This window comes from Cupriavidus taiwanensis (assembly GCF_900250075.1).
Lineage (GTDB): Bacteria > Pseudomonadota > Gammaproteobacteria > Burkholderiales > Burkholderiaceae > Cupriavidus > Cupriavidus taiwanensis_C.
Genome location: NZ_LT977070.1, coordinates 2,654,938 through 2,676,871 on the forward strand (window position 1 = coordinate 2,654,938; position 21,934 = coordinate 2,676,871).

Consider the following 21,934-nt stretch of genomic DNA (forward strand, 5'->3'; position numbering starts at 1 on the left):
GGCTGATCGCGCACCAGTGCGGCGCCGTTTCCGGAATTCCCGGACCGCCGCCTGCCCCACCCTGCGGCGCGGTCCCCACGGGCACCCGTCGCCTGCAACGCCGGGCGCCCGCACCCACAAGGCGCTTGCCGATGTTCACGATTGTCTTTCTCGCCGCCCTGGTGCTGATGGTGCTGACCAAGCTGTGGCTGGCCGCGCGCCAGGTGCGCCATGTCGCGCAGCACCGCGCCGCCGTGCCGGCGCGCTTTGCCGACACCATCAGCCTGGCCTCGCACCAGAAGGCCGCCGACTACACCATCGCCCGCACGCGGCTGTCGATGCTGGAGGTGCTGGCCGGCGCCGCGGTGCTGATCGCCTTCACCATGCTGGGCGGGTTGCAGTGGCTCAACCAGTTCTGGCTGGGCGTCTTCGGCCCGGGCTATGCCTACGGCGTGGCGCTGGTGGCCAGCGTGGCGCTGATCGGCGGCCTGGTCGACCTGCCGTTCTCGCTGTATGGCCAGTTCGGCATCGAGCAGCGCTTCGGCTTCAACAAGATGACCTTCGGGTTGTGGCTGGCCGACCTGGTCAAGATGCTGCTGGTGGCCAGCGCGCTGGGCCTGCCGCTGCTGCTGGCGGTGCTGTGGCTGATGGATCGCGCCGGCTCGCTGTGGTGGGTGTGGACCTGGCTGGTGTGGATGGCCTTCAACCTGTTCCTGCTGGTGGTGTTCCCGACCTTTATCGCGCCGCTGTTCAACAAGTTCGAGCCGCTCGACGACGCGTCGCTGCGCCAGCGCATCGAAAGCCTGATGCAGCGCTGCGGCTTTGCCAGCAAGGGGCTGTTCGTGATGGACGGCAGCAAGCGCAGCGCGCACGGCAATGCCTACTTCACCGGCTTCGGCGCGGCCAAGCGCATCGTCTTCTTCGACACGCTGCTGTCGCGCCTGACGGGCGACGAGATCGAGGCGGTGCTAGCGCACGAGCTGGGCCACTTCAAGCGCCGCCACGTGGCCAAGCGCATCGCCGTGACCTTCGCGCTGAGCCTGGTGTTCCTGGCGCTGCTGGGCTGGCTGGCGACGCGCAGCTGGTTCTACACCGGGCTGGGGGTGGCGCCCAACCTGGGCGTGTCCAACAGCGCGCTGGCGCTGGTGCTGTTCTTCCTGACGCTGCCGGTCTTCACCTTCCTGCTGGGGCCGCTGTCGAGCCAGTCGTCGCGCCGCCATGAATTCGAGGCCGATGCCTTCGCCGCCGACCAGACCAACGCCAGCCACCTGGTGTCGGCGCTGGTGAAGCTGTACAAGGACAATGCCTCGACGCTGACGCCCGACCCGCTCTACAGCGCCTTCTACTACTCGCATCCGCCCGCGGCGCAGCGGATCGACCGCCTGCTGGCGCACGCATGAGCCGCGCCACGCGTCACCGCAACGCCGGCGGCGGCACCCACGCCGGCACCGCCACCGAATCCGCGCTGATCGTCGCCGCCCATGGCCGCCACTACGTGGTCGAGCTGGGCGACGGCGCGCGCATGCACGCCTTCCCGCGCGGCAAGAAAAGCGACTGCGCGGTGGGCGACCACGTCAGCGTCGAGCGCGCCGCCGCCGACCAGTGCGTAATCACCGGGGTTTCGCCGCGCAAGAACCTGCTGCACCGCTCGGACCAGTTCAAGTCCAAGCTGCTCGCGGCCAACATCGACCAGGTCATCATCGTGCTGGCCACCGAGCCGGGATTCTCCGAAGACCTGCTCGGGCGCGCGCTGGTATCGGCCGAGGCGCTCGGGATCCGGCCGCTGGTGGTGCTCAACAAGACCGACCTGCCCGAACGGCTGGAAGAGGCGCGCGGCCGCCTGGCGCTGTACCGCGGGCTGGGCTACGACACGCTGGAACTGTCGGTGCGCGCCGATCCGGCGCAGGCGCTGGCCGCGCTGCGGCCGCGCGTGGCGGGGCTCGCCAGCATCCTGATCGGGCAATCGGGCATGGGCAAGTCGTCGCTGCTGAACCTGCTGATCCCGGGCGTCGACGCGCAGACGCGCGAGATCTCGGCCAAGCTCGATTCCGGCAAGCACACCACCACCTTCACCCGGCTCTACCACCTGCCGGCGGACTGGGGTACCGTCGATGGCCGCCAGGGGGCGCTGATCGATTCGCCGGGCTTCCAGGAATTCGGGCTCTACCACCTCAGCGAGGGCATGCTGGAACGCGCCTTTCCGGAATTCCGCCCGTTGCTGACCGCGTGCCGCTTCTACAACTGCCATCACGTCAACGAGCCCGGCTGCGGCGTGCTGGCCGCGGTGGCCTCCGGCGATATCTCGGAGCGCCGGCACCAGCTCTACACGCAGCTGCTGCACGAATCCAGCCAGCAGAAGCCGTGGTAAGGTAAGCGCACCTGGGTTCCCGGTGCGCTGTCATGAAACTGCTGTTGTCCGCCACGTCCCTCGTCCACGCGGCCCATTGCCAGAACGTGCTGCGCGCGGCCGGCATCCGGGCGGAGCTGCGCAATACCTGGCTGGCCGGCGCGACCGGCGAGATCCCGTTCCGCGAGAGCGCGCCGCAGGTGTGGCTGGTCGATGACGAGATGGAGGCGCAGGCGTGGGCGGTGCTCAATGCCGCGGCCAACCCGGTGCCGGGGCCCAGCTGGCAATGCGACCGTTGCGGCGAATGGCACGAGGCGCAGTTCGGCGCGTGCTGGCGCTGCGGCGCGGCGCGCGGCTAACCTGCCTCGATCGACCGGCCACTTGCCGGTCAGGCGCTCAACCCACCCACAGCGCCAGCGACAGCATCGCCAGCAGCAGCATCCACAACACCACCGCGCGCCACACCAGCCCCACCGCCGATTGCAGCGTGCGCACGCCGGGCTCGGTGCCGAACTCGGGCGGTGCCGGCTCAGGGCCGCCGTTGGCGCCGTCGGCGTCTTCCATGCCGGGCGCATAGTCCACCGCCGGGCCGGCCACGCTGGTGCGCAGCACCACCGTGGAATCGTCCTCGGCCAGCGGCGTGCCCAGGCGCACGCCCAGCGCGCCGCCGCCGCTCGCCAGCAGGATGCCGTTGACGGCATCGTTCCACTTGCGCGCATGGTTGCGCCAGGCGTAGACCGCGTCCTCGAAGTTGCCGACGATGGCAAAGCCGATCGAGGTCAGCCGCGACGGAACCCAGTCCAGCAGGTAGAAGGCGCGCGCGGCAAAGCGGCCCAGCGCCGGGCTGCGCTCGGTCGACGGCAGGTTCCAGTGGCGGCCCAGGTATTCGGCGGTGCGGTACAGCACCACGCCACCGGGGCCGACCGGCACCAGGAACCAGAAGAACACGCCGAACACATGCCGGTGCACGGCGATGATCGCCGCTTCCAGCGTATGGCGCACGATTTCGGACACCGGCATCTCGACCGTGTCGAGCCCGGTCCACTCGTGCAGCAGCGTGCGCGCGGTATGGAGGTCGTCGCGGTTGAGCGCCTCGTGGATATCGGTGAAGTAATGGCTGAACTGGCGGAAGCCCAGCGTCATGTACAGCACCAGCACGTTCCACGCGAGCGTCAGCGCCACGCTGATCGACGCCAGCAGGTAGTGCACCACGATCACCGCCAGCGTCAGCGGCAGCACCACGGTCAGCCAGGCCAGCGCGGCGTCGCGCGGGCGGCCGGTGTCGAAGGCGTGCTCGGCGCGGTCGCCGAGCGCGCGCACGATCTCGTAGATCGGGTTGTTGCGGCCCAGGGCGCGGAACTGCTCGGCAATCAGCGCCAGGAGAATGGAAACAAAGGTCATCTTGGTACGGGGTGCTCCAAGGGCACGCCGGCCCGTTGGGGCCGGCCGGCGCGACTGGCCAGCGATGTGCCGGCGCAGGCGCAAGGCATAGCGAGAAGATAGCACAGCGCTACCCGCCGGCACCCGCGACGCGCCGCGCCAAAGGCAAAAGCCCGCCATGGGGCGGGCTCTTGCATGGGGCCGCAAGCGATCCTCAGGGCAGGTCGAACACCAGCACTTCGGCGCCATCGCCGCCGGACAGCGCGACCTCGGCCACGTCTTCCAGCCGGGCGGCGTCGCCGGCCTCGAGCGCCTTGCCGTTGACCGTGACCCGGCCGCGCGCCACGTGCACATAGGCGCGGCGCCCCGGCGCCAGCGCCAGCGTGGCGGCCTCGTCGCCGTCGAACAGGCCGGCGTAGAGCCGGATGTCCTGGTGCACCAGCACCGAGCCGTCGGCGCCGTCGGCGCTTGCCACCAGGCGCAGCTTGCCGCGCTTGTCGGCCGCGTCGAAGTGCTTTTCCTCGTAGCCGGGATCGATGCCGTTTTCGGCCGGGATGATCCAGATCTGCAGGAAGTGGGTGGTGTCGTGCGCGGCGTGGTTGTATTCCGAATGGCGCACGCCGGTGCCGGCGCTCATGCGCTGCACGTCGCCCGGGCGGATCACGCTGCCGTTGCCCATGCTGTCCTTGTGCGCCAGCTCGCCTTCGAGCACGTAACTGATGATTTCCATGTCGCGGTGGCCATGGGTGCCAAAGCCCATGCCCGGCGCGACGCGGTCTTCATTGATCACGCGCAGCGGCCCGTACTGCACATGCTGCGGGTCGTAGTAGTCGGCGAATGAGAACGAATGATAGGACTTCAGCCAGCCGTGATCGGCGTACCCACGCTCTGCGGACTTTCTGATTTCAATCATTTTGATGGCCCTCCTTGAGCCTTTTCGCCGACAGCACCGTCTGGCTAACCGTGTCGCGGCATGTGTTTTCGCTTTGGATGCTAGGCAGTTTAGGCCTTCAGGCGTATATTTACGGGGACCACCTTAGAAGCAGTCATTCAGAATTTCTGAACATGGCCCTCTCGCTAGAATCCCTCGAAGTCCTCGACGCCATCGAACGCAAGGGCAGCTTTGCCGCCGCCGCCCACGAGATGGGCAAGGTCCCCTCCGCGCTGACCTACGTGGTGCGCAAGCTGGAAGAAGACCTCGACGTGCTGCTGTTCGACCGGCGCCGCCATCGCGCCGAACTGACGCCCGCCGGCCGCGCCCTGCTCGACGAGGGCCGCCACCTGCTGCACGCCGCCGACGACCTCGCGCGGCGCGTCAAGCGCCTGGCCACCGGCTGGGAGGCCACCCTCACCATCGTGGTCGACGATCTGATCAACTTCCGCGCGCTGCTGCCGGTGATCCACGATTTCTATGCCGAGAACACCGCGACCCGGCTGCGCTTTTCCAAGGAAGTGCTGGGCGGCGCGTGGGACGCCCTGGTCAGCAACCGCGCCGACCTGGTGATCGGCGGCGCCTACGATGCGCCCAGCACGCAGGGCTTCCAGATCCGGCCGCTGGGGTCGGTGCCCTTTGTCTTCGCCGTGGCCGCGCATCATCCGCTCGCCACCGAGGAGGGCCCGCTCACCACCATCCAGATCGCCAAGCATCGCATCGTCGCGGTGGGCGATACCTCGCGCAACCTGCCGGCCCGCACCCATGGCGTGCTGGCCGGCCAGGACGTGCTGGTGGTGCCGACCATGCGCGACAAGCTCGAAGCGCAGATCCGCGGCCTCGGCTGCGGCTGGCTGCCGGCGCCGATGGCGCAGCCGCATATCGAAAGCGGCGTGCTGCAGGCGCGCGAAACCGTCGAGGTGCGCGCGCCGGGCAACTTCAAGGTGGCATGGCGCACCAGCAACCGCGGCAAGGCGCTGCAGTGGTGGGCCGGCAAGCTGGAAGACCCGCGCCTGGCGCAGGCGCTGCTGCAGCAACCCGACTTCGCCGGCTGAGGGCGGGCTGATGGCAGAGCGGGCTGCAACCGCAGTGCAGGAGAGCGCCGCGCGCGGCTATCGCGGCCGCTTCGCGCCCTCGCCCACCGGGCCGCTGCACATGGGCTCGCTGGTGACCGCGCTGGGCAGCTGGCTGGATGCGCGCGCGCATGGCGGGCAATGGCTGGTGCGCATCGAGGACATCGACACGCCGCGCTGCGTGCGCGACGCGGACCACGACATCCTGCGCACGCTGGAGCGCGTCGGCATGACGCCCGACGAGCCGCCGGTGTGGCAGAGCCGGCGCGAGCCGCACTATGCCGAGGCGCTGCGCCGGCTCGATGCCGCGGGGCAGCTCTACCCGTGCGGCTGCTCGCGCAAGGAGATCGCCGATTCGCTGGTGCACGTGCGCGAGCGCCACCAGACCCTGGGCTATCCCGGCACCTGCCGCCACGGCCTGAACGGCAAGCTGCCGCGCGCGTGGCGCGTGCGCGTGCCGGACGGGCCGGCCGCCGTCGTGTGCTTCGACGACCGCTGGCAGGGACGCCAGTGCCAGAACCTCGAAACCGAGCTGGGCGACTTCGTGCTGCGCCGCGCCGACGGGTTGTGGGCCTACCAGCTGGCGGTGGTGGTCGACGACGGACTGCAGGGCATCACGCATATCGTGCGCGGCGCCGACCTGCTCGACTCCACGCCGCGGCAGATCCACCTGCAGCACCTGCTGGGGCTGCCCACGCCGGCCTACCTGCACGTGCCGGTGGTGGTGAACCAGGCCGGCGAGAAGCTCAGCAAGCAGAGCGGCGCACAGCCGATCGACACCAGCGCCCCGCTGGACGCGCTGCGCGAGGCCGGCGCGCACCTGGGACTGTCGAATCCCGCCGGCACGGTCCAGGACTGGCTGGCGCGGGCCACCGACGGCTGGCGCGAGCGGCTGGCCACGCTGCCGCTGCCGGCATCGGTCTAGCCGCCGCAAAAACAAATGGCCCGCGCAGGCGGGCCATTCATCGGAACGACAATCCGTTCAGGACTTGCGCGGCACACCGCCGAGCAAGGCCGCCACCGGCCGCTTGGGCGCCTGGCGGCCGCGCGTGAGCGCGGCGGCGACTTCGTCGGCGGCCTTGGCCTGCGCCGCGCTGGCGGGGCTGGGCTCATACGGGCGCGAGAAGAATGGGTCGTCCGAAGCGCGGAAGGCCTGGCGGCTGGCGCCGTGGTCGTGGCGGCGCGGACGGTCTTCGCTGTCGGCGCTGCCGCGCGCGCGGCGCACGTCGCTGCGCTCGCGGCGGCGCTCGCCGTCGGCCTGGCGGGCACGCTCGCCGGTGGGATCGAAGCCCTCCAGCTTGCCGCGCGGGATGCTGCGCTTGATCAGCTTTTCGATATCGGACAGCAGGCGCTCGTCATTGCCCGGCACGTAGATCGACAGCGCATCGCCGCTGGCGCCGGCGCGGCCGGTCCGGCCGATGCGATGCACGTAATCCTCGGCGCTGTACGGCACGTCGAAGTTGATCACGCACGGCATGTCGGGGATATCCAGCCCACGCGCCGCCACGTCGGTGGCGACCAGCGCATCGATGGTGCCGCTCTTGAAGCCGTCGAGCGTTTGCATGCGCTCGGTCTGGGTCTTGTCGCCATGGATCGCGGCGGCGTTGATGCCCTCGCGCTCCAGGTGGCGCGCCAGCCGCGAGCAGCCAATCTTGCTGTTGACGAAGACGATGCACTGGCGCGACATGCCCTGCGCCGCGCGCTGCTTGAGCAGGTGCACCACCGCGGCCTGCTTGTGGCCGTCCTCGACCTGGTACACCGCCTGGCGCACGTTCTCGTTGGTCGAGTTGCTGCGTGCCACTTCGATGGTGACCGGCTGCTTCAGGTAGCTGGAGGCCAGCCGCTTGATTTCCGGCGAGAACGTGGCCGAGAACAGCAGCGTCTGGCGCTGCGCCGGCAGCAGGTTGATGATGCGCTGCAGGTCCGGCAGGAAGCCCATGTCGAGCATGCGGTCGGCTTCGTCCAGCACCAGCATCTGCACCTGCGACAGGTTCACCGACTTCTGCTGCACGTGGTCGAGCAGGCGGCCGGGGGTGGCCACCAGGATCTCGACGCCGCGGCGCAGCGCGTCGGTCTGCGGGTTCATGTCGACGCCGCCGAACACCACCGTGCTGCGCAGGTCGGTGTGCTTGGCGTAGCGGGCGACGTTGTCGTAGACCTGGTCGGCCAGCTCGCGCGTCGGGGTCAGCATCAGCGCGCGCACCGGGTGGCGCGCCGGCGAAGCGCTGGCATTGGCCAGCGGCAGCAGGCGCTGGATGATCGGCAGCGCGAAGCCGGCGGTCTTGCCGGTGCCGGTCTGCGCGGCGCCCATCACGTCCTTGCCCAGCAGCACCACCGGAATGGCCTGCGCCTGGATCGGCGTGGGAGAGGTATAGCCCTGCTCGGACAAGGCCCGCAGGATGCGCGCGTCGAGGCCGAAGCTGTCGAAGGTCTGCACGGCGGTCGCAACCGCGGTGGTAGGTTCTGGTGCGTTCGTAGTGGTCATGGGTATCGGTATTGGCGGGAGGCGAACCCGGCACAAACGGATACGCGTCTGGAACTCATCTCGCCCTGAATCTCGCCTGGCGCCAGGGAGTTTCCGGCGCGGCCCTGCTGGCTACAGCATTTGGCCAAGAGAATCAAAGACTTAGATTTTAGCACCTCTGCCCGCGCAGTGGGCGCTCCAGCGCCGCCGTGCGGCGCACGCGACAAGCCGGCGCCAGCGGCTGGCGCACGCGCACATTGTCAAGACATTGTCATATCGGCCAAGCAAGATGCCGGCGGCGCGGCGGCCATGCCGGACCGCGCGCCTTCTTCACATCGAGACCGACATGGACTTCGAGCTGTTTCGCCTGACCTGCCAGCAATTCCTGCGCACCTCCAGCCAGTTCCTGGGACTGGCAGCGGCCGGCCGCCAGGCCACGCTGCCGATACCGGCGCTACCGACGCTGCCGGCGAGCCAGCCGCAGGGCCGGCAGCCCGCCTGAACCGCAGCGGGCCGCCGGCTCGTCATCCGCACGCTCAGTCGCCGCGGATGCCGTTGTCCTGGATCACCTTGCCCCACTTGCTGTAGTCGGCCTTCATGCGCGCGGCCAACTGCTCCGGCGGCAGATAAGCGGCCACGGTACCGGCGCCCAGCATCTTCTGCTGCACGGTCGGATCGGCCAGCGCCTTCTTCAGCTCGGCCGACAACGTCGCCACCACTTCCCTGGGCGTGCCGGCCGGCGCCAGCAGCCCGCCCCATGCGGTGGCGTCGAAGCCCGGGAAGCCCTGCTCGGCCACCGTCTTGACCTCCGGCGTAAAGCTGACGCGCTTGTTCGAGCCCACCGCGATCGGGCGCAGCTTGCCGGCCTTGATATGCGGCAGCGCCGCGATCATGTCCGAGAACATCATCGGCACCTGGCCAGCCAGCAGGTCGGAGATCGCCGGCGCGCTGCCCTTGTAGGGCACGTGCTGGACGTCGAAGTTGCCCAGGTTCTTCAGCAGCTCGGTCGACAGGTGGCCGAAGCTGCCGTTGCCCGCGCTGGTGTAGTTGAGCGCGCCCGGCCTGGCCTTGGCCTTGGCGATGTACTGCTGCAGGCTGGTCACGTCCGGCATCGCCTGCGGATTGACCACCATCACGATCGGCAGGTCATAGGCGGCGCCGATCGGCGCGAAATCCTTGAAGATGTCGTAGCCCTTGCGGTTGATCAGGTGCGGCGCCAGCAGCGTGGGCGTGGCCAGCACCAGCAGCGTGTAGCCGTCGGCGGGGCTCTTGGCGACGTTCTCGGCGCCGATGGTGCCGGAGGCGCCGGGGCGGTTGTCCACCACCACCGGCTGCTTCAGCGTTTCGCTCATCTTCTGGCCGATGATGCGCGCGGCGGTGTCGGTCGGGCCGCCCGGCGGGAACGGCACCACCAGCCGGATCGGCTTGCTGGGGTAGGTTTCGGCCAAAGCGGGTGCGGCGGCGAGCGGCAGCGTGGCGCTCAGGAGCACGGCGCCCAGGCGGCGCTGGAAGGTACGGCGGCTGGTGTTCTGCATGGTGTGACTGTGTCCTCGGGTGAATCGCGGTGAATCAGAATCGGTTTTCTGGTGCGGCGGCCGTTACAGCCGCATGGTGCCGGCCTGGAACAGCCGTGCATCCATCTGGCGCAGGTCGGGCGCCACCGCCACCGGCGTGGCGCACTGGTCGAGCACGTCGCGCTGCAGGTCGACACCGGGAGCGATCTCGACCAGCGTGAGGCGCGCTTCGCCGACCTCGCTGGGGCGCATCTCGAACACCGCGCGCTCGGTGATGTACACCACCGGGATGCCCAGCGATGCCACGTAGGGGCCGTTGAAGCTCAGGTGCGACACCTCCGGCACGATCTTCTTGACGCGGCCCTCGCGCACGATCCGCAGGCTGCCGTCGCCGGCGCGCACTTCCAGCCCGCCCGCCGTCAGCGTGCCCATGAACACCACCGCACGCGCGCTCTGGGTGATGTTGATGAAGCCGCCGACGCCGGCAATCAGCGCGCCCTCGCCTTCACCGAACTTGCTGACATTGACGTTGCCCTGGCCATCCAGTTCGGCCAGACCCAGGATCGCCAGGTCGATGCCGCCGCCTTCGTAGAAATCGAACTGCGCGGGCTGGTCCACCACCGCTTCGGGGTAGGCCGAGGCACCGAAGCTGAGGCCATCCGCGGGCGTGCCGCCGATGGGACCGGCTTCGACCGTCAGCGTGAAGCCGTCCAGCCCGGCCTGGTGCGCGAGCATCCCCACCGCGGCCGGCATGCCGACCCCCAGGTTGACCACGCGCGGCGCGCGCCGCGCCAGTTCCATCACCGCGCGGCGCTGCACGATGGTGCGCGCGTCGAGCGGCACGGCCTCGGGCGACGGAGCGGCGGCATCATCTGCGTCATCGGCAGCGCCCTCGCCCTGCCACGGCGTGACGTAGGCCGGGTTGAAGGATTCCGCGAACGTCATCTGGTGGTTGGCGGGGTTGTCGCAGACCACCACGTAGTCGACCAGGATGCCGGGAACGTGGATGGCCTGCAGGATCTCGTGGTGATCGACCAGGCTTTCGACCTGTGCGATCACGATGCCGCCCGAGTTGTGCGCCGCCTGCGCCAGTGCCAGCAGTTCATGGTGGAAGGCTTCGCGGTGGGTGCTGAGGTTGCCGCGCGCGTCGGCGGCGGTGCAGCGGATCAGCGCGCAGTCGATCGGGAAGCTGGGGTAGAACAGGTATTCGTCGCCGCGGAACTCGACCGCATCGACCCAGCACGCCTTGCCCTCGGCGATGGCGCGGCGCGCGCGCTGGTTGACAGCGCCGCCGTGGTAGCGCGCGTCCTGCGCGGTGCGCGGGTCGACAAAGGTGTGCAGGCCAATTTTCGTCATCACGCCGGGCTTGCCGCCGGCAATGGCGCGGTACAGGTGGGTCAGCACGCCCTGCGGCAGGTTGTAGCCCTCGCACTGCTCGGCCATCGCCAGCGTGGCCAGCCGCGTGGCCGAGCGCCAGTGGCCGCCGACCACGGTGGCAGTCATGCCGGCGTTGCCGAAATGGTTCACGCCGCGCGCGCCGCGGTCGCCCTGCCCGGCCGAGTAGACCAGCGTCAGGTCGCGCGGCAGGCCGTGCTGCAGGAAGCGCTGCTCCAGCGCCTCGGTCACGGCCTCGGCATGGCCGGCGCCGACAAAGCCCGCGCTGGCCACGGTCCAGCCATCCTGCACGAGCGCCGCCGCTTCACGCGCGGTGATTACCTTCATCGCTGTCTCCGTTTCTGGTCGTACCGTCCCGCATCGCTGGCGGCACGCTTTCCGTGAATTCGTTTTGCGAACATTTGTTCGGAAAACGCTATCATACGGAGATGCTGCCGCTCGGCGCAAGCCCTCCGCAAAGGCATCGACCAGCACGTGCCTGATCGTTCATTTCACCACCGCTCTCTGCCAGACGCCCTATGCCGCAAGCCGAAACCGCCAAGAAGGAAGAACTGCTGGAATCGCTGAGCAAGGGCCTGGCGCTGCTGCGCCTGCTGGGTGCTGGCGCGGAGCGCCTGACCATGCAGGAGGTCGCCGACCAGCTCGACGTGACCCGCGCCGCCGCGCGCCGGCTGCTGCTGACGCTGGAGCACAACGGCTACGTGGCGCAGGACGGCCGCCACTTTGCGCTGACGCCGCGGGTGATGGAACTGGGCTACGCCTACTTTGCCTCGATGAGCCTGCCGCAGATGGCGCGGCCCTACCTGCAGCAGCTATGCGAGTCCCTGGGCGAAAGCTGCTCGCTGGGCGTGCTCGATGCCGAATCGGTGGTGCTGGTGGCGCGCGAGGAGCCGCGCCAGCTGCTGCGCGTGGACATGGCGCTGGGGCGGCGTATGCCGGCGTACGCGCATTCGCTGGGCCGGGTGCTGCTGGCTGGCCTGGACGACACCGCGCTGGAGGCCTACCTGGCGGGCGCGACGCTGCGCAAGCTGACGCCGTTCACGGTCAGCTCGCGCACCACGCTGGCGCGCACGCTGCGCCAGGTGCGCGCCGATGGCTACTGCGTGCTGGTCAGCGAACTGGTCGACGGCTACGCCGGGATCTCGGTGCCGCTGCGCGACCAGGCCGGCAAGGTGGTGGCCGGGCTGGGCTTCAGCATGGTCCTGGGCAGCCGCGACCGGGCCCACCTGGAAACGCGCTTCCTGGCGCCGCTGCGCGAGGCCGCCGCCCGCATCGAAGCCATCCTGCAGGCGCGCTGAGCCGCGGCCCGGCCAAATTAGAAAAGCCCCGCGTGCCGGGGAGGCAGCGGGGCTCAAGCGGTAGCGGGGCAATCGGTTCGACCACCCACGCCGTCGATCTTGGCGCAACGCGCCGGCGCGGGCATCCCCCAAATGCGGGCCATTGCATGCGCCGTGGCGGGCAGGCCGCAGGCGCGCCCTGCAAAGCCAGTCAATCATGGCCCGGTCACACGCTTGCAGGAATCCGGGTTTTCTCCGAGCGGGTTTTCGCCAGCTTCCGGTCGGCGGCCGGATGCGGTCTACTGGTCTCACATCGACGCCCCTGGCACCGCCCCCACGCCGGATTGCCACCGCCGATGGTGCTGTAACACTAGTCCAATGACCGGGAGACAGACCATGGTGACGAAAAAAGAAGAGGCTTTCGTACTGAAGAACCTCCTCGCGCTTGCCGCAGTGGAAACCCTGGGCGGCGCGATCGCCCTGGGCATGGTCTTCCACCTGATCTGAGCCGCCGCTGCGGGCGCGCGGCCATGCCGGCGCCCGGTCCGATCACGCCTCGACAATCACCTCGAAGCCGCCGAAGATCATCCGCTGCCCGTCGAACGGCATCGGATCCATGCCCTCCTTCAGCCGCGGGTCCGCCATCGCCGCCTTCATGCCGGTGTCGCGCTTCTCGCGCGACGGCCACAGGATCCACGCGAACACCACCGCTTCATCGTCCTTGCGCTGGACCGCCATCGTAAAGGACGTGACCTTGCCTTCCGGCACATCGTCGCCCCAGCATTCCACCACCTGCAGCGCGCCATGTTCCTTGAACACTGCGGCGGCCTTTTGCGCCACCTCGCGATATCGGTCGCGGTTGGCCTGGGCAACGGCGAGCACAAAGCCATCGATATAGGACATGGGCATCCCTCCTGGTCAGGGTGATCGGTCGCGTCCGCCCGGACGCGAATACGTCTGACTACCATAGTCGATCGCCGCGGCCTCGGCGCGCGATGTGCTGCACGCGCGGTCTGCCTCGCCTATCATGGAGTCGCGCAAGCGCCGCCGCAGCCACTGCCCGGGGCGGCCGTGCACAGTAACTGGAGACCCCCGCATGACCCGAATCACCGATCCGTCCGGCGCCGAACTGTCGCAGCTCGACCTGGAACTGCTGCGCCGGTCGATTGCGCTGTCCGACGAATCCAGGGCCCGCGGCCGCCATCCGTTCGCCGCGCTGGTGGCCGACGCGGCCGGCAATGTCATCGCCAGCGCCGGCAATAATTCGATGCCGCCCGAAGGCGACCCGACCCAGCACGCCGAACTGGTTGCCGCCGCGCAGGCCGCGCGGGTGCTGCCGCCCGAACAGCTTGCCGGTTGCACGCTCTACACCAGCGCGGAGCCGTGCTGCATGTGCGCGGGCGCGGTCTACTGGACCGGCATCGGGCGCGTGGTCTATGCGCTGTCGGAACACAAGCTGCTGGGGCTGACCGGCGACCATCCGGAGAACCCGACCTCCTCGCTGCCGTGCCGCGAAGTGTTTGCGCGCGGGCAGCGCAAGGTCGAGGTGGTGGGGCCGGTGCTGGAAGACGAAGCCGCGGCATCGCACGCGGGCTTCTGGCAGTAGCGCGGTATCCGCCGTCCGCCTCCCGGGCGGACGGCATCGGGAAGGCATCCGACCCTGTCATCGGCACGTCACCACGCCTTCCTACACTCGCCTGGCTCCGGCTCGCAGCAGCCGCCATCACAACCCAGCCAGGTGACTCCATGCTTCCCCGCAGACTGCCCACAACCCTGGCCGCCATGCTGATCGCGGCGGCATTGCTCGCCGCCTGCGGCGGCGACGGCGGCCCCACCCTGTCGCCCACTGCAACGCTGGCGCCGAGCGCCGAGCCGGTCAAGCCGGGACAGCCCGGCAAGCCGGACCAGCGCCCCGATCCGGTGATCCGCTGCGCGCCCTGAACCTTCCGCCAGTCCCCACGCCAATCCCGACAAGACCATGGTCTCTCGCCGCAATTTCCTGCAGGCCGCAGCCGGCACCGGCTTTGCCGCCGCCGCGCTGGCCGCGTTCCCGCCCAGCATCCGCAAGGCCCTGGCCATTCCGGCCAACAATGCCACCGGCACCATCCAGGATGTCGAGCACGTGGTGATCCTGATGCAGGAGAACCGCTCCTTCGACCACTACTTCGGCACGCTGCGCGGCGTGCGCGGCTTCGGCGACCGCTTTACCATCCCGCTGCCCGGCGCGCGCCAGGTATGGCAGCAACAGCGCGCCAGCGGCGCGGTGCTGACGCCGTACCACCTCGACGGTACCAGCAACAACGCGCAGCGCGCCGCCGGCACCCCGCACGCGTGGCTCGACAGCCAGCAGGCCTGGGACCACGGCCGCATGGCCAACTGGCCGACGTACAAGACCAGCACGTCGATGGGCTACTTCAGGGAACAGGAAATCCCGTTCCAGTTCGCGCTGGCCAACGCCTTCACGCTGTGCGACGCGTACCACTGCTCGATGCATACCGGCACCGATGCCAACCGCGCCTTCCACCTGACCGGCACCAACGGCCCGACCGCGGCCAACGTCGCCTTCGTCAACAACGAGTGGGACGCGATCGACGGGCTGCCGGCCTCGGCCAACACCGGCTACACCTGGAAGACCTATGCCGAGCGCCTGGAAGACGCCGGCATCAGCTGGATCTGCTACCAGAACATGCCGGACGAATGGGGCGACAACATGCTGGGCGCGTTCCAGCAGTTCCGCAAGGCCAACCTGGCGTCGGGCTATCCGGTCTCCAGCGGCGGCGCGCCGGGCGCGCCCTATGCCGACACCGGCCAGCCGCTGCCGTACCACGCCTACGATGCCGCCACCGACAATCCCGGCAACCCGCTCTACAAGGGCGTGGCCAACACCCTGCCCGGCACCCGCCCCGACGAGTATCTCGATGCCTTCCGCCGCGACATCCGCGAAGGCCTGCTGCCGCAGGTGTCGTGGATCAACGCGCCGTCGATCTACTGCGAGCATCCCGGGCCCTCCAGCCCGGTGCAGGGCGCCTGGTTCCTGCAGGAGGTGCTGGACGCGCTGACCGCGGTGCCCGAGGTCTGGAGCAAGACCGTGCTGCTGGTCAACTTCGACGAGAACGACGGCTATTTCGACCACGTGCCATCGCCCTCGGCGCCGTCGCTGAATCCCGACCAGACCCTCGCCGGCAAGTCGACGCTGAGCGATGCCGAGATGCAGGCCGAGTACTTCAACCAGCCGGCGCCGCCGGGCAGCCGCACCCAGCCCGCGGCGGACGGCCGCGTCTACGGCCCGGGGCCGCGCGTGCCGCTGTACGTGATCTCGCCGTGGAGCCGCGGCGGCTGGGTCAACTCGCAGGTGTTCGACCACACCTCCGTGCTGCGCTTCCTGGAGACGCGCTTCGGCGTGGCCGAGCCCCATATCAGCCCGTTCCGCCGCGCCGTGTGCGGCGACCTGACCAGCGCCTTCAACTTCAGCACGCCCAACAACGAGGCGCTGCCCACGCTCGGCGGCCGCACCACGCGCAGCGACGCCGACCAGTTGCGCCGCGCGCAGCAGGCCCTGCCCGCGGTGCCGCTGCCCGCCGACATGCAACTGCCGCAGCAGGCTGCCGGCACGCGCCCGTCGCGCGCGCTACCGTATGAGCTGCACACCAGCGCGCGCTGCAGCGCCGTGGGCCAGGTCGAACTGGTGTTCGCCAACACCGGCACGCAGGCCGCGGTATTCCACGTCTACGACCGCCTCCAGCTGGGACGCATCCCGCGCCGCTATATGGTGGAGGCCGGCAAGTCGCTCAGCGATAGCTGGCATGCCTTCCAGGACAATGCCGGGCAATACGACCTGTGGGTGCTCGGCCCCAACGGCTTCCATCGCCATTTCCGCGGCGACACCCGCCGCATCGGCGAGACCGGCATCGCCCCAGAGATCCGCGTCTGCTACGACATTGCCAACGGCGACGTCTATGTCGACCTGATCAACCCCGGCGACAAGGCCTGCCACTTCCTCATCGAGCCGCTGGCCTACCGCGGCGATGGCCCGTGGAAAGCCAGCGTCGGTGCCAACAGCAGCAAGTCGCAGCACTGGCAGCTGGAGCAAAGCGGCCAATGGTATGACTTCGCGGTGACCTGCGACGCCGATCCGGCCTTCTACCGCCGCTTTGCCGGCCGGGTCGAGACCGGCCGGCATACGGTGAGCGATCCGGCCATGGGGACCGCGGCGCAGGGCTGAGGCAGCGGGCCCGCGCCGCCGCGCGTGGTTCAACCGTCCTGCGCCGCGCGCTGTCCCGCCGCGCCCGCGACGGCACGCGACGCGCCCGGCTCGGCCAGCGCCGACTGAAGCCACTGCGTCCAGGCCGGCATCAGTGCGGCGCTCATTGCCGCGAGCTGCGCCGCGCAGGTCTTGCCGGCCTCCTGCCAGTCTGTCAGCGCGCGCAGCAGCGCCAGGCTGATGTCGTTGCCATCGCGTGCCTCCCCCACGTCTTCGAGACAGCGCGCCAGCGCCTCGCGAACGGCGTCGTGGTAGCCGGCCCTGGCCTGCGACGCGCGCGCGGCCAGGTCGGCCTCGATGGCATCCAGGCCGCGCCACGCGTGCGCGACGCCGGCCAGGTCGAGGCGGTCGCGCTGCGCGCGCCACCATTGCGCTTGCTGTGCGGCGCGTTCTTCGGCATATCGGTTCAGCACGGCCAGCGCCTGGCGCGCCGGCGCCCGGGCCGCGGCCGGATCGGCGGCGCTGAATGGTGACTGCGCGAGCACGGTGGCGGCTTGCAGCTGGCATAGGGTCAGGTCCAGCGCGGTACGGCTGGCGCTTGCCCATTGGGCTTGCAGGATCGAAAGCATGGCGGATCTCCTTGCGGTGGAGCAGTGGATCGAAGGGGCCGGAACGGCAGCGCTCACTGCGGCGCGGCGCCAAGTCGGCGGACCATGCGCATGACCGCGGACATCTGCGGCGCCTCGCGCGAGAAGAAGTCCGGCTGGGCCGGGTCGTCGCTGGTATAGCCCCAGAAATCCCAGCACCCGAGCGGGTTATGCCGCGACGCCACGACCTGCGGAAACAGCACCACGATGCGGTTGGCCTCGGCGCTCTCCAGGTAGCCGGCGCCACGGACGAAGCGTTCGCCGATGGTGCCCTCGCCCTGCAGGCAGCCATGGAAGGCCACGTGCACGCGGCAAGCCGCAGCACCGCCGTCGCCGCCCGCGCCGCACTCGCGCGGCACGTAGGCATAACCGCTGTCGGCCAGCAGCGCCTTGCCGCCGGGATCGAAGGCGCGCTGGTCAAAGCGCAGCAACTCGCCCGCCGGCCGCGCCGCCGGCTTCAGCGCACCATAGATCCACTGCAGGATCTGGCGCGCCTGCTCGAGCCCGCAGTTGTTGATGTAGGGCGATGCGCTCACCGCGCAGGCGGCGTCGCCCGCCTGGCTGGTGATGAAGGCATGGCCGGCCGCGACATCGGCCACATACTGCAGCTGCGACGCCGGCACACCGGCCAGGGTATAGAACCGCCCCACCTGCGCGGCGACGCGTGGCAGCACGGTCTGGTCGCGCGTGCCGGAAAACACGTAGACGCGCTGCCGCGCGAGGTTCTGCACCGGATCGATGCGGCCATCGCGGGCAAAGGTGCGCGCCGCGTCCACCGCCGCCTGCGCATCGGGGCCGGTATCGCCGACCGGCTGCATGCACTGGGTCGCTGCGGCAGTCGCGGGCGGCGTGGGCGCGAACAGGCCGGCGCAGTAGAACGGTCCGCCCGCGACCACGCCGGCGCCGACCATGGTGCCGGAATACGCCACGTGGAACTGCGTGGCCATGAACGCACCGGACGACAGCCCCGACACCGAGGTCTGCGCCAGGTCCGCGCCCAGCGCGGGCAGCGCCTGCGCGGCGAGGCCCCCGCTGACGCCGAGCGCGCACGCTGCGGCAAGTGCCCGGTAGCGGGCGGTTGGCTTGCATCGAATCATGATGGCTCCAGCACGGCGACGGGAATCGGAGCGCCGCGCGGATCGCGGCAGGCAGCACGCTGGTCGCCATGCGGCGGCTGCGTGGACCATTGTCGGGAGCCACCGCCACGCCGGGCCATTGGGCAAATGCGGTAGCGCGCCACACTGCCATGCACGCGCTATGCATCGCGGGTCTGCTGCGGCGGCAACTCCAGCCATCCCCGCTGCACGCTCAGGAACAGCAGGGCGCACACATTGCTGGCGCCCGCCTTCTGCAGCAGCCGGGCCCGATGCGTGCGCGCGGTCTGGTCGCTGATGCCGAGCGCGCGCGCGATTTCCTTGTCGCTCAGGCCGCGCCCGAGCCATTCCAGATATTCGCGCTCGCGTTGCGAGAATGGATTATCCGCGGCTGCCGGCCCGCTTTTTTAAACAGCTCATGCTGGCGCGCGAGATAGTACAGGGTCAATTGCGAGGATTTTCGCAATTGCATTTTCGCGAGCAAATGCTCACGGTGCTTGCGCGCCGTGGATACGGAAAATGCGAGACGTGCGGCGATCTCGCGATCGCTCATGCCGCGCGCAATAAAGGCGAGCACCGTCTCTTCCCGAGTGGTGAGATTCATGCGGAGGACTCCATGCGATGGAACGAGTGGTTCCGTCGCAGGAGCGGCAGCCGCGCGTCTATCTGTGCATCAGTGCATCACAGGACCCTTCGTGCAAGGCTAGTGCGGACCTACGAGCGGAACCGGGGACAGCCCGGCCGGGCTCCAGATCACTGCTTTTGTTTTCGAACTCTTGCGGTGTTGCGCCGGCATGGGATTGCGCACTTCCCGACGGTGCGCTCCGGAATTTCCGGATGCCGGCAGCAGAGGCGAATTCTAGGTGCTGGTTTTTATATTTAAAAGCCCATTCATGCTGCGCGATATTTAACTCTGATTGTTGTCCGGCATTATCCACTGCCAATACCGCATTTGCCCAATGGCGACGGCGCGCCGGAAAAACCAAGAATGATTCCACCTGTCCGGTGCCGCGCCATGGCGCAGCAACGCGGCAGGCGCGGCATCCGGAGCCAGCCCTGCGCGGCCCGCCGCCCTCGCTTCCTCAATCCACGCAGTCATTCAAAGGAGTCGTCATGACCTACCCCATCCACGCCGCCGTCCTGGCGCCGCAAGGTGTGCTCGGCAATCTCGTCAGCGGTATCGGCAGCCTGCTGCCGTTCGCCGCGCAGCCGATGCTGGTGCCCCAAAGCGCGATGACCGACGCGGTTGCTCCGGCGGTGCGAGACGGCGTGCAGGCCGTGGTCACGCACTATGTGAACCCGGTGATCGGCCATGCGGCCGGCGCCGCCGCCGGCGCGCTGGCCCAGCATATTCCGTTCCCCGAGCCCGTTCATACCGGCCCGATCGGCAACGCGATCTCGGTGCATGCGCCGGGATTCATCCAGGCGGCCGGCACTGCTGTGGGCTATCCGACCGCTGCCATCCATGGCGCCAACATCGTTCGCGAAGGCGCGCGCTACCTGCCGTTTTCCGCCATGCCCGCAGTCACGCTGGCACCGCAGGGCGTGTTCGGTTCGCTGATCGGCGCGGTGGCACCGACCCTGGGCCATGCCGTCGGCGGCCTGCTGGGCAATGCCAACGTGGGCCAGCAGATCGGTACCGTGGCCGGCCATCTCGGCGGCCTGCTGCCGTTCTCGGCGCAGCCGCAGGCGGCGCTGGCACCGCAGGGCGTGTTCGGCTCGCTGATCGGCGCGGTGGCGCCGACCCTCGGCCATGCCGTCGGCGGCCTGCTGGGCAATGCCAACGTGGGCCATGGCCGGCCATCTCGGCGGCCTGCTGCCGTTCTCGGCGCAGCCGCAAGTGGTCTATGCCTGAAGGCGCATGACGTCCTGGGCATGACCGTGGCGCTCGACGGCGCCGCCGCGGGCCGGCGTACGCGCCGGCCCGCCCGAATCGATGCGCGCGCCGCCTGGCGCCGCGGTGGAGACAGCAAATGGAACGAGACAAGAAAGGCGAGGCCGTGGCGCTGGACGCCGGCCGCAAGCAATACCTGATCGCGCCGCGGCGCCACGTACTGGCCCGGCAGGCGGGCGTGGCGCCGATGTCGGCCAGCGAACTGCACAGCACGGTGACGCAGCTGCCCGGCGTTGAAGTGGTGCATGTGGTCGAAGGCCACAAGAACACGCACCTGCATTCGGTACGGCCCGACGAGGCCGCCCACACCTATGTGGTCAAGCTCGACGCCGCGCACGCGCAGATGCTGCAAGCCACGGCGCCGCCGCACATGATCGTCGAGGAAGACCATCCCCTCGGCTATGGCCGCAAGGCCGAACTCGAGACCTCGGACCGGCTGCATCCGCAATCGGCGTTCGATGGTCCGGTATCGCGCGAGGTGCTGGTGCGGGTGCTGGGCACCGGCGACACGCCGCTGCCGGGCGTGGCCATCACGCTGGCGGGCGATGGCTTCCCCGCAACCGCCACCACCGATGCCAGCGGCGAAGCAACGCTGACGCTGGTGCAGCAGCAGCCCGGCCCGGCGCGCTCGCTGTTCGTGCGGCCGCTCAGTGGCTACTGGAACAAGTACCTGCTGTCGCCCAATGTCGTTTCCGGCCAGGCCAATGTGATACGCGTGACGCCGCTGTCGCAGCCGAATCCGGACGTGCCGCCGCAAGGTCGCTTTGGCTGGGGCCAGCGGCTGATGGGGCTGGACCAACTCACGCGCAGCTTCGGCGGCCGCGGCGTGCGCGTCGCCGTGGTCGACTCGGGCGCCGATGCCGCGCACCCGCTGCTGGCGCATATCCGTCATGGCATGGACTTGACCGGCACCGGCACCAACGCCAACGACACCTGGCGCCTCGACACCATCGGCCACGGCTCGCACTGCGCCGGCGTAGTCGGCGCGCGGCCGCAGCCGGGTGCGCCGGCCTCTGCCAGCGCAGAGGCCCAGGCCACCATGCTCGGCTTCGCACCAGAGGCGGAAATGCATGCGCTCAAGATCTTTCCAGGCGGGCAGTTCAGCACGCTGCTGCGCGCGCTGGACTACTGCATCGACCACGACGTCGACGTGGTCAACCTGAGCCTGGGCGCGCCCCAGCCGTCGCAGGCGGTCGAGCAGAAGCTGATCGAAGCCGTGCACAGCGGCGTGGCCTGCATTGTCGCTGCCGGCAACTCGGGCGGACCGGTGCAGTACCCGGCGGCCTCCGCGTCGGTGCTGGCGGTCTCGGCGCTGGGCCTGCAGAGCGAACTGCCGCACGACGTGTGGGAACGAACCCAGGTAGTGCAGCACGCGGCCACGCGCGCCGGGCTGTTCGCGCCGACGTTCTCGTGCTTCGGCCCGCAGATCGCGGTGTGCGGCCCCGGTGTGGGAATCATCTCGACCGTGCCGGGCGCCGCCTTCATGCCCGACTCCGGCACCTCGATGGCCGCGCCGCATATCGCCGGGCTGGCCGCGCTGCTGCTGTCCGATCCGCAGCTGGCGGCGTGGATGGGTCCGCGCGGACCGCGCCGCGTCGCGGCGCTGTTCCAGCTGATCCGCGCCATCAGTTCGCCGGTCGTTGCGCACGATCCCGAGAACCGCTTCGGCAGCGGACTGCCGCAGCTGCAGAACCTGCAGCGCCTGCTGGGCCGGCCGCAGTAGCACGCACCGCCCGCC

General features: G+C 69.6%; 22 protein-coding genes. 12 read left to right on the forward strand and 10 right to left on the reverse strand.

Annotated elements, in window-relative coordinates; all coding sequences use genetic code 11:
- Window positions 1-131: 131 nt before the first annotated feature.
- From CBM2588_RS12290 to CBM2588_RS12300, 3 genes are read left to right on the forward strand one after another with little or no spacing between them, the layout of a single operon-like run.
- Window positions 132-1,379 carry a M48 family metallopeptidase gene (locus CBM2588_RS12290; RefSeq protein ID WP_115680736.1) on the forward strand — a complete coding sequence of 416 codons (1,248 nt, stop codon included), beginning with the start codon at window positions 132-134 and terminating at the stop codon, window positions 1,377-1,379.
- Window positions 1,376-2,347 carry a ribosome small subunit-dependent GTPase A gene (rsgA, locus tag CBM2588_RS12295; protein WP_115680737.1) on the forward strand — a complete coding sequence of 324 codons (972 nt, stop codon included), beginning with the start codon at window positions 1,376-1,378 and terminating at the stop codon, window positions 2,345-2,347. The genes CBM2588_RS12290 and rsgA overlap by 4 nt, the downstream gene beginning before the upstream one ends.
- A 32-nt stretch (window positions 2,348-2,379) precedes the next feature.
- Window positions 2,380-2,685, forward strand: coding sequence for a putative signal transducing protein (locus CBM2588_RS12300; RefSeq protein WP_062801252.1), 306 nt, complete (start codon window positions 2,380-2,382; stop codon window positions 2,683-2,685).
- Window positions 2,686-2,722: 37 nt separating this feature from the next.
- Here the strand turns inward: CBM2588_RS12300 and CBM2588_RS12305 are convergent, their stop codons facing one another.
- Together CBM2588_RS12305 and CBM2588_RS12310 are read right to left on the reverse strand one after the other, a co-directional pair.
- Window positions 2,723-3,727, reverse strand: coding sequence for a CobD/CbiB family protein (locus CBM2588_RS12305; protein WP_115680738.1), 1,005 nt, complete (start codon window positions 3,725-3,727; stop codon window positions 2,723-2,725).
- A 193-nt stretch (window positions 3,728-3,920) separates the two neighbouring features.
- Window positions 3,921-4,619 (reverse strand): pirin family protein, encoded by a 699-nt coding sequence (locus CBM2588_RS12310; protein WP_115680739.1) that lies wholly within the window; start codon window positions 4,617-4,619, stop codon window positions 3,921-3,923.
- Between the two features lie 152 nt (window positions 4,620-4,771).
- Between CBM2588_RS12310 and CBM2588_RS12315 the strand changes: the two genes are divergently transcribed.
- Window positions 4,772-5,692, forward strand: coding sequence for a LysR family transcriptional regulator (locus CBM2588_RS12315; RefSeq protein ID WP_111521403.1), 921 nt, complete (start codon window positions 4,772-4,774; stop codon window positions 5,690-5,692).
- Window positions 5,693-5,702: 10 nt separating this feature from the next.
- Window positions 5,703-6,635, forward strand: coding sequence for a tRNA glutamyl-Q(34) synthetase GluQRS (gene gluQRS / locus CBM2588_RS12320; protein WP_115680740.1), 933 nt, complete (start codon window positions 5,703-5,705; stop codon window positions 6,633-6,635).
- A 57-nt stretch (window positions 6,636-6,692) separates the two neighbouring features.
- Here the strand turns inward: gluQRS and CBM2588_RS12325 are convergent, their stop codons facing one another.
- Window positions 6,693-8,195: a DEAD/DEAH box helicase gene (locus CBM2588_RS12325; RefSeq protein WP_115680741.1), complete on the reverse strand. Its 1,503-nt coding sequence runs from the start codon at window positions 8,193-8,195 to the stop codon at window positions 6,693-6,695.
- Window positions 8,196-8,520: 325 nt separating this feature from the next.
- Here CBM2588_RS12325 and CBM2588_RS12330 point away from each other — a divergent pair, with 325 nt between their 5' ends.
- A complete protein-coding gene (locus CBM2588_RS12330) occupies window positions 8,521-8,676 on the forward strand; it encodes a hypothetical protein (protein WP_172583585.1) in 156 nt (51 codons plus the stop codon).
- A gap of 34 nt (window positions 8,677-8,710) precedes the next feature.
- Here CBM2588_RS12330 and CBM2588_RS12335 read toward each other — a convergent pair whose 3' ends face one another.
- Together CBM2588_RS12335 and CBM2588_RS12340 are read right to left on the reverse strand one after the other, a co-directional pair.
- Complete coding sequence (locus CBM2588_RS12335) at window positions 8,711-9,709, reverse strand: Bug family tripartite tricarboxylate transporter substrate binding protein (protein ID WP_115680742.1); 999 nt, start codon at window positions 9,707-9,709, stop codon at window positions 8,711-8,713.
- Window positions 9,710-9,772: 63 nt separating this feature from the next.
- A complete protein-coding gene (locus CBM2588_RS12340; protein ID WP_115680743.1) occupies window positions 9,773-11,410 on the reverse strand; it encodes an acyl CoA:acetate/3-ketoacid CoA transferase in 1,638 nt (545 codons plus the stop codon).
- Between the two features lie 191 nt (window positions 11,411-11,601).
- On the opposite strand from CBM2588_RS12340, the gene CBM2588_RS12345 reads away from it, so the two are divergent.
- Entirely contained in the window at window positions 11,602-12,381 is a 780-nt protein-coding gene (locus CBM2588_RS12345; RefSeq protein WP_115680744.1) for an IclR family transcriptional regulator domain-containing protein, read from the forward strand.
- A gap of 528 nt (window positions 12,382-12,909) precedes the next feature.
- Here the strand turns inward: CBM2588_RS12345 and CBM2588_RS12350 are convergent.
- Entirely contained in the window at window positions 12,910-13,263 is a 354-nt protein-coding gene (locus tag CBM2588_RS12350; protein ID WP_018005374.1) for a DUF1428 domain-containing protein, read from the reverse strand.
- A 193-nt stretch (window positions 13,264-13,456) separates the two neighbouring features.
- On the opposite strand from CBM2588_RS12350, the gene CBM2588_RS12355 reads away from it, so the two are divergent.
- From CBM2588_RS12355 to CBM2588_RS12365, 3 genes are all read left to right on the forward strand, one after another.
- Complete coding sequence (locus tag CBM2588_RS12355) at window positions 13,457-13,966, forward strand: nucleoside deaminase (protein WP_115680745.1); 510 nt, start codon at window positions 13,457-13,459, stop codon at window positions 13,964-13,966.
- A 140-nt stretch (window positions 13,967-14,106) separates the two neighbouring features.
- Window positions 14,107-14,301: a hypothetical protein gene (locus CBM2588_RS12360; protein WP_115680746.1), complete on the forward strand. Its 195-nt coding sequence runs from the start codon at window positions 14,107-14,109 to the stop codon at window positions 14,299-14,301.
- A 37-nt stretch (window positions 14,302-14,338) separates the two neighbouring features.
- Window positions 14,339-16,582 (forward strand): phosphocholine-specific phospholipase C, encoded by a 2,244-nt coding sequence (locus tag CBM2588_RS12365; protein WP_115680747.1) that lies wholly within the window; start codon window positions 14,339-14,341, stop codon window positions 16,580-16,582.
- A gap of 29 nt (window positions 16,583-16,611) precedes the next feature.
- On the opposite strand, the gene CBM2588_RS12370 is transcribed toward CBM2588_RS12365, so the two are convergent.
- The 4 genes from CBM2588_RS12370 to CBM2588_RS12385 all read right to left on the reverse strand — a co-directional run bounded on the left by CBM2588_RS12370 (window position 16,612) and on the right by CBM2588_RS12385 (window position 18,906).
- Window positions 16,612-17,190, reverse strand: a complete 579-nt coding sequence (locus CBM2588_RS12370) for a hypothetical protein (RefSeq protein ID WP_115680748.1) — start codon at window positions 17,188-17,190, stop codon at window positions 16,612-16,614.
- A 53-nt stretch (window positions 17,191-17,243) separates the two neighbouring features.
- Window positions 17,244-18,305, reverse strand: a complete 1,062-nt coding sequence (locus CBM2588_RS12375; protein ID WP_115680749.1) for an extracellular catalytic domain type 2 short-chain-length polyhydroxyalkanoate depolymerase — start codon at window positions 18,303-18,305, stop codon at window positions 17,244-17,246.
- A gap of 158 nt (window positions 18,306-18,463) precedes the next feature.
- Window positions 18,464-18,655 carry a response regulator transcription factor gene (locus tag CBM2588_RS31530; protein ID WP_115681478.1) on the reverse strand — a complete coding sequence of 64 codons (192 nt, stop codon included), beginning with the start codon at window positions 18,653-18,655 and terminating at the stop codon, window positions 18,464-18,466.
- Window positions 18,631-18,906 carry a response regulator transcription factor gene (locus tag CBM2588_RS12385; RefSeq protein ID WP_115680750.1) on the reverse strand — a complete coding sequence of 92 codons (276 nt, stop codon included), beginning with the start codon at window positions 18,904-18,906 and terminating at the stop codon, window positions 18,631-18,633. The genes CBM2588_RS31530 and CBM2588_RS12385 overlap by 25 nt, the downstream gene beginning before the upstream one ends.
- 509 nt (window positions 18,907-19,415) lie before the next feature.
- Here CBM2588_RS12385 and CBM2588_RS12390 point away from each other — a divergent pair.
- Window positions 19,416-20,336, forward strand: a complete 921-nt coding sequence (locus CBM2588_RS12390; RefSeq protein ID WP_231942135.1) for a hypothetical protein — start codon at window positions 19,416-19,418, stop codon at window positions 20,334-20,336.
- Entirely contained in the window at window positions 20,276-21,919 is a 1,644-nt protein-coding gene (locus tag CBM2588_RS12395; RefSeq protein WP_115680751.1) for a S8 family serine peptidase, read from the forward strand. Before CBM2588_RS12390 ends, CBM2588_RS12395 begins: the two co-directional genes overlap by 61 nt.
- The last annotated feature ends 15 nt before the right edge of the window (window positions 21,920-21,934 follow it).

Coding starts and splice junctions, on each gene's coding strand:
- CBM2588_RS12290 (WP_115680736.1), top strand. CDS start 132: ATGTTCACGATTGTCTTTCTCGCCGCCCTGGTGCTGATGGTGCTGACC.
- rsgA (WP_115680737.1), top strand. CDS start 1,376: ATGAGCCGCGCCACGCGTCACCGCAACGCCGGCGGCGGCACCCACGCC.
- CBM2588_RS12300 (WP_062801252.1), top strand. CDS start 2,380: ATGAAACTGCTGTTGTCCGCCACGTCCCTCGTCCACGCGGCCCATTGC.
- CBM2588_RS12305 (WP_115680738.1), bottom strand. CDS start 3,727: ATGACCTTTGTTTCCATTCTCCTGGCGCTGATTGCCGAGCAGTTCCGC.
- CBM2588_RS12310 (WP_115680739.1), bottom strand. CDS start 4,619: ATGATTGAAATCAGAAAGTCCGCAGAGCGTGGGTACGCCGATCACGGC.
- CBM2588_RS12315 (WP_111521403.1), top strand. CDS start 4,772: ATGGCCCTCTCGCTAGAATCCCTCGAAGTCCTCGACGCCATCGAACGC.
- gluQRS (WP_115680740.1), top strand. CDS start 5,703: ATGGCAGAGCGGGCTGCAACCGCAGTGCAGGAGAGCGCCGCGCGCGGC.
- CBM2588_RS12325 (WP_115680741.1), bottom strand. CDS start 8,195: ATGACCACTACGAACGCACCAGAACCTACCACCGCGGTTGCGACCGCC.
- CBM2588_RS12330 (WP_172583585.1), top strand. CDS start 8,521: ATGGACTTCGAGCTGTTTCGCCTGACCTGCCAGCAATTCCTGCGCACC.
- CBM2588_RS12335 (WP_115680742.1), bottom strand. CDS start 9,709: ATGCAGAACACCAGCCGCCGTACCTTCCAGCGCCGCCTGGGCGCCGTG.
- CBM2588_RS12340 (WP_115680743.1), bottom strand. CDS start 11,410: ATGAAGGTAATCACCGCGCGTGAAGCGGCGGCGCTCGTGCAGGATGGC.
- CBM2588_RS12345 (WP_115680744.1), top strand. CDS start 11,602: ATGCCGCAAGCCGAAACCGCCAAGAAGGAAGAACTGCTGGAATCGCTG.
- CBM2588_RS12350 (WP_018005374.1), bottom strand. CDS start 13,263: ATGTCCTATATCGATGGCTTTGTGCTCGCCGTTGCCCAGGCCAACCGC.
- CBM2588_RS12355 (WP_115680745.1), top strand. CDS start 13,457: ATGACCCGAATCACCGATCCGTCCGGCGCCGAACTGTCGCAGCTCGAC.
- CBM2588_RS12360 (WP_115680746.1), top strand. CDS start 14,107: ATGCTTCCCCGCAGACTGCCCACAACCCTGGCCGCCATGCTGATCGCG.
- CBM2588_RS12365 (WP_115680747.1), top strand. CDS start 14,339: ATGGTCTCTCGCCGCAATTTCCTGCAGGCCGCAGCCGGCACCGGCTTT.
- CBM2588_RS12370 (WP_115680748.1), bottom strand. CDS start 17,190: ATGCTTTCGATCCTGCAAGCCCAATGGGCAAGCGCCAGCCGTACCGCG.
- CBM2588_RS12375 (WP_115680749.1), bottom strand. CDS start 18,305: ATGATTCGATGCAAGCCAACCGCCCGCTACCGGGCACTTGCCGCAGCG.
- CBM2588_RS12385 (WP_115680750.1), bottom strand. CDS start 18,906: ATGAATCTCACCACTCGGGAAGAGACGGTGCTCGCCTTTATTGCGCGC.
- CBM2588_RS12390 (WP_231942135.1), top strand. CDS start 19,416: ATGACCTACCCCATCCACGCCGCCGTCCTGGCGCCGCAAGGTGTGCTC.
- CBM2588_RS12395 (WP_115680751.1), top strand. CDS start 20,276: ATGGAACGAGACAAGAAAGGCGAGGCCGTGGCGCTGGACGCCGGCCGC.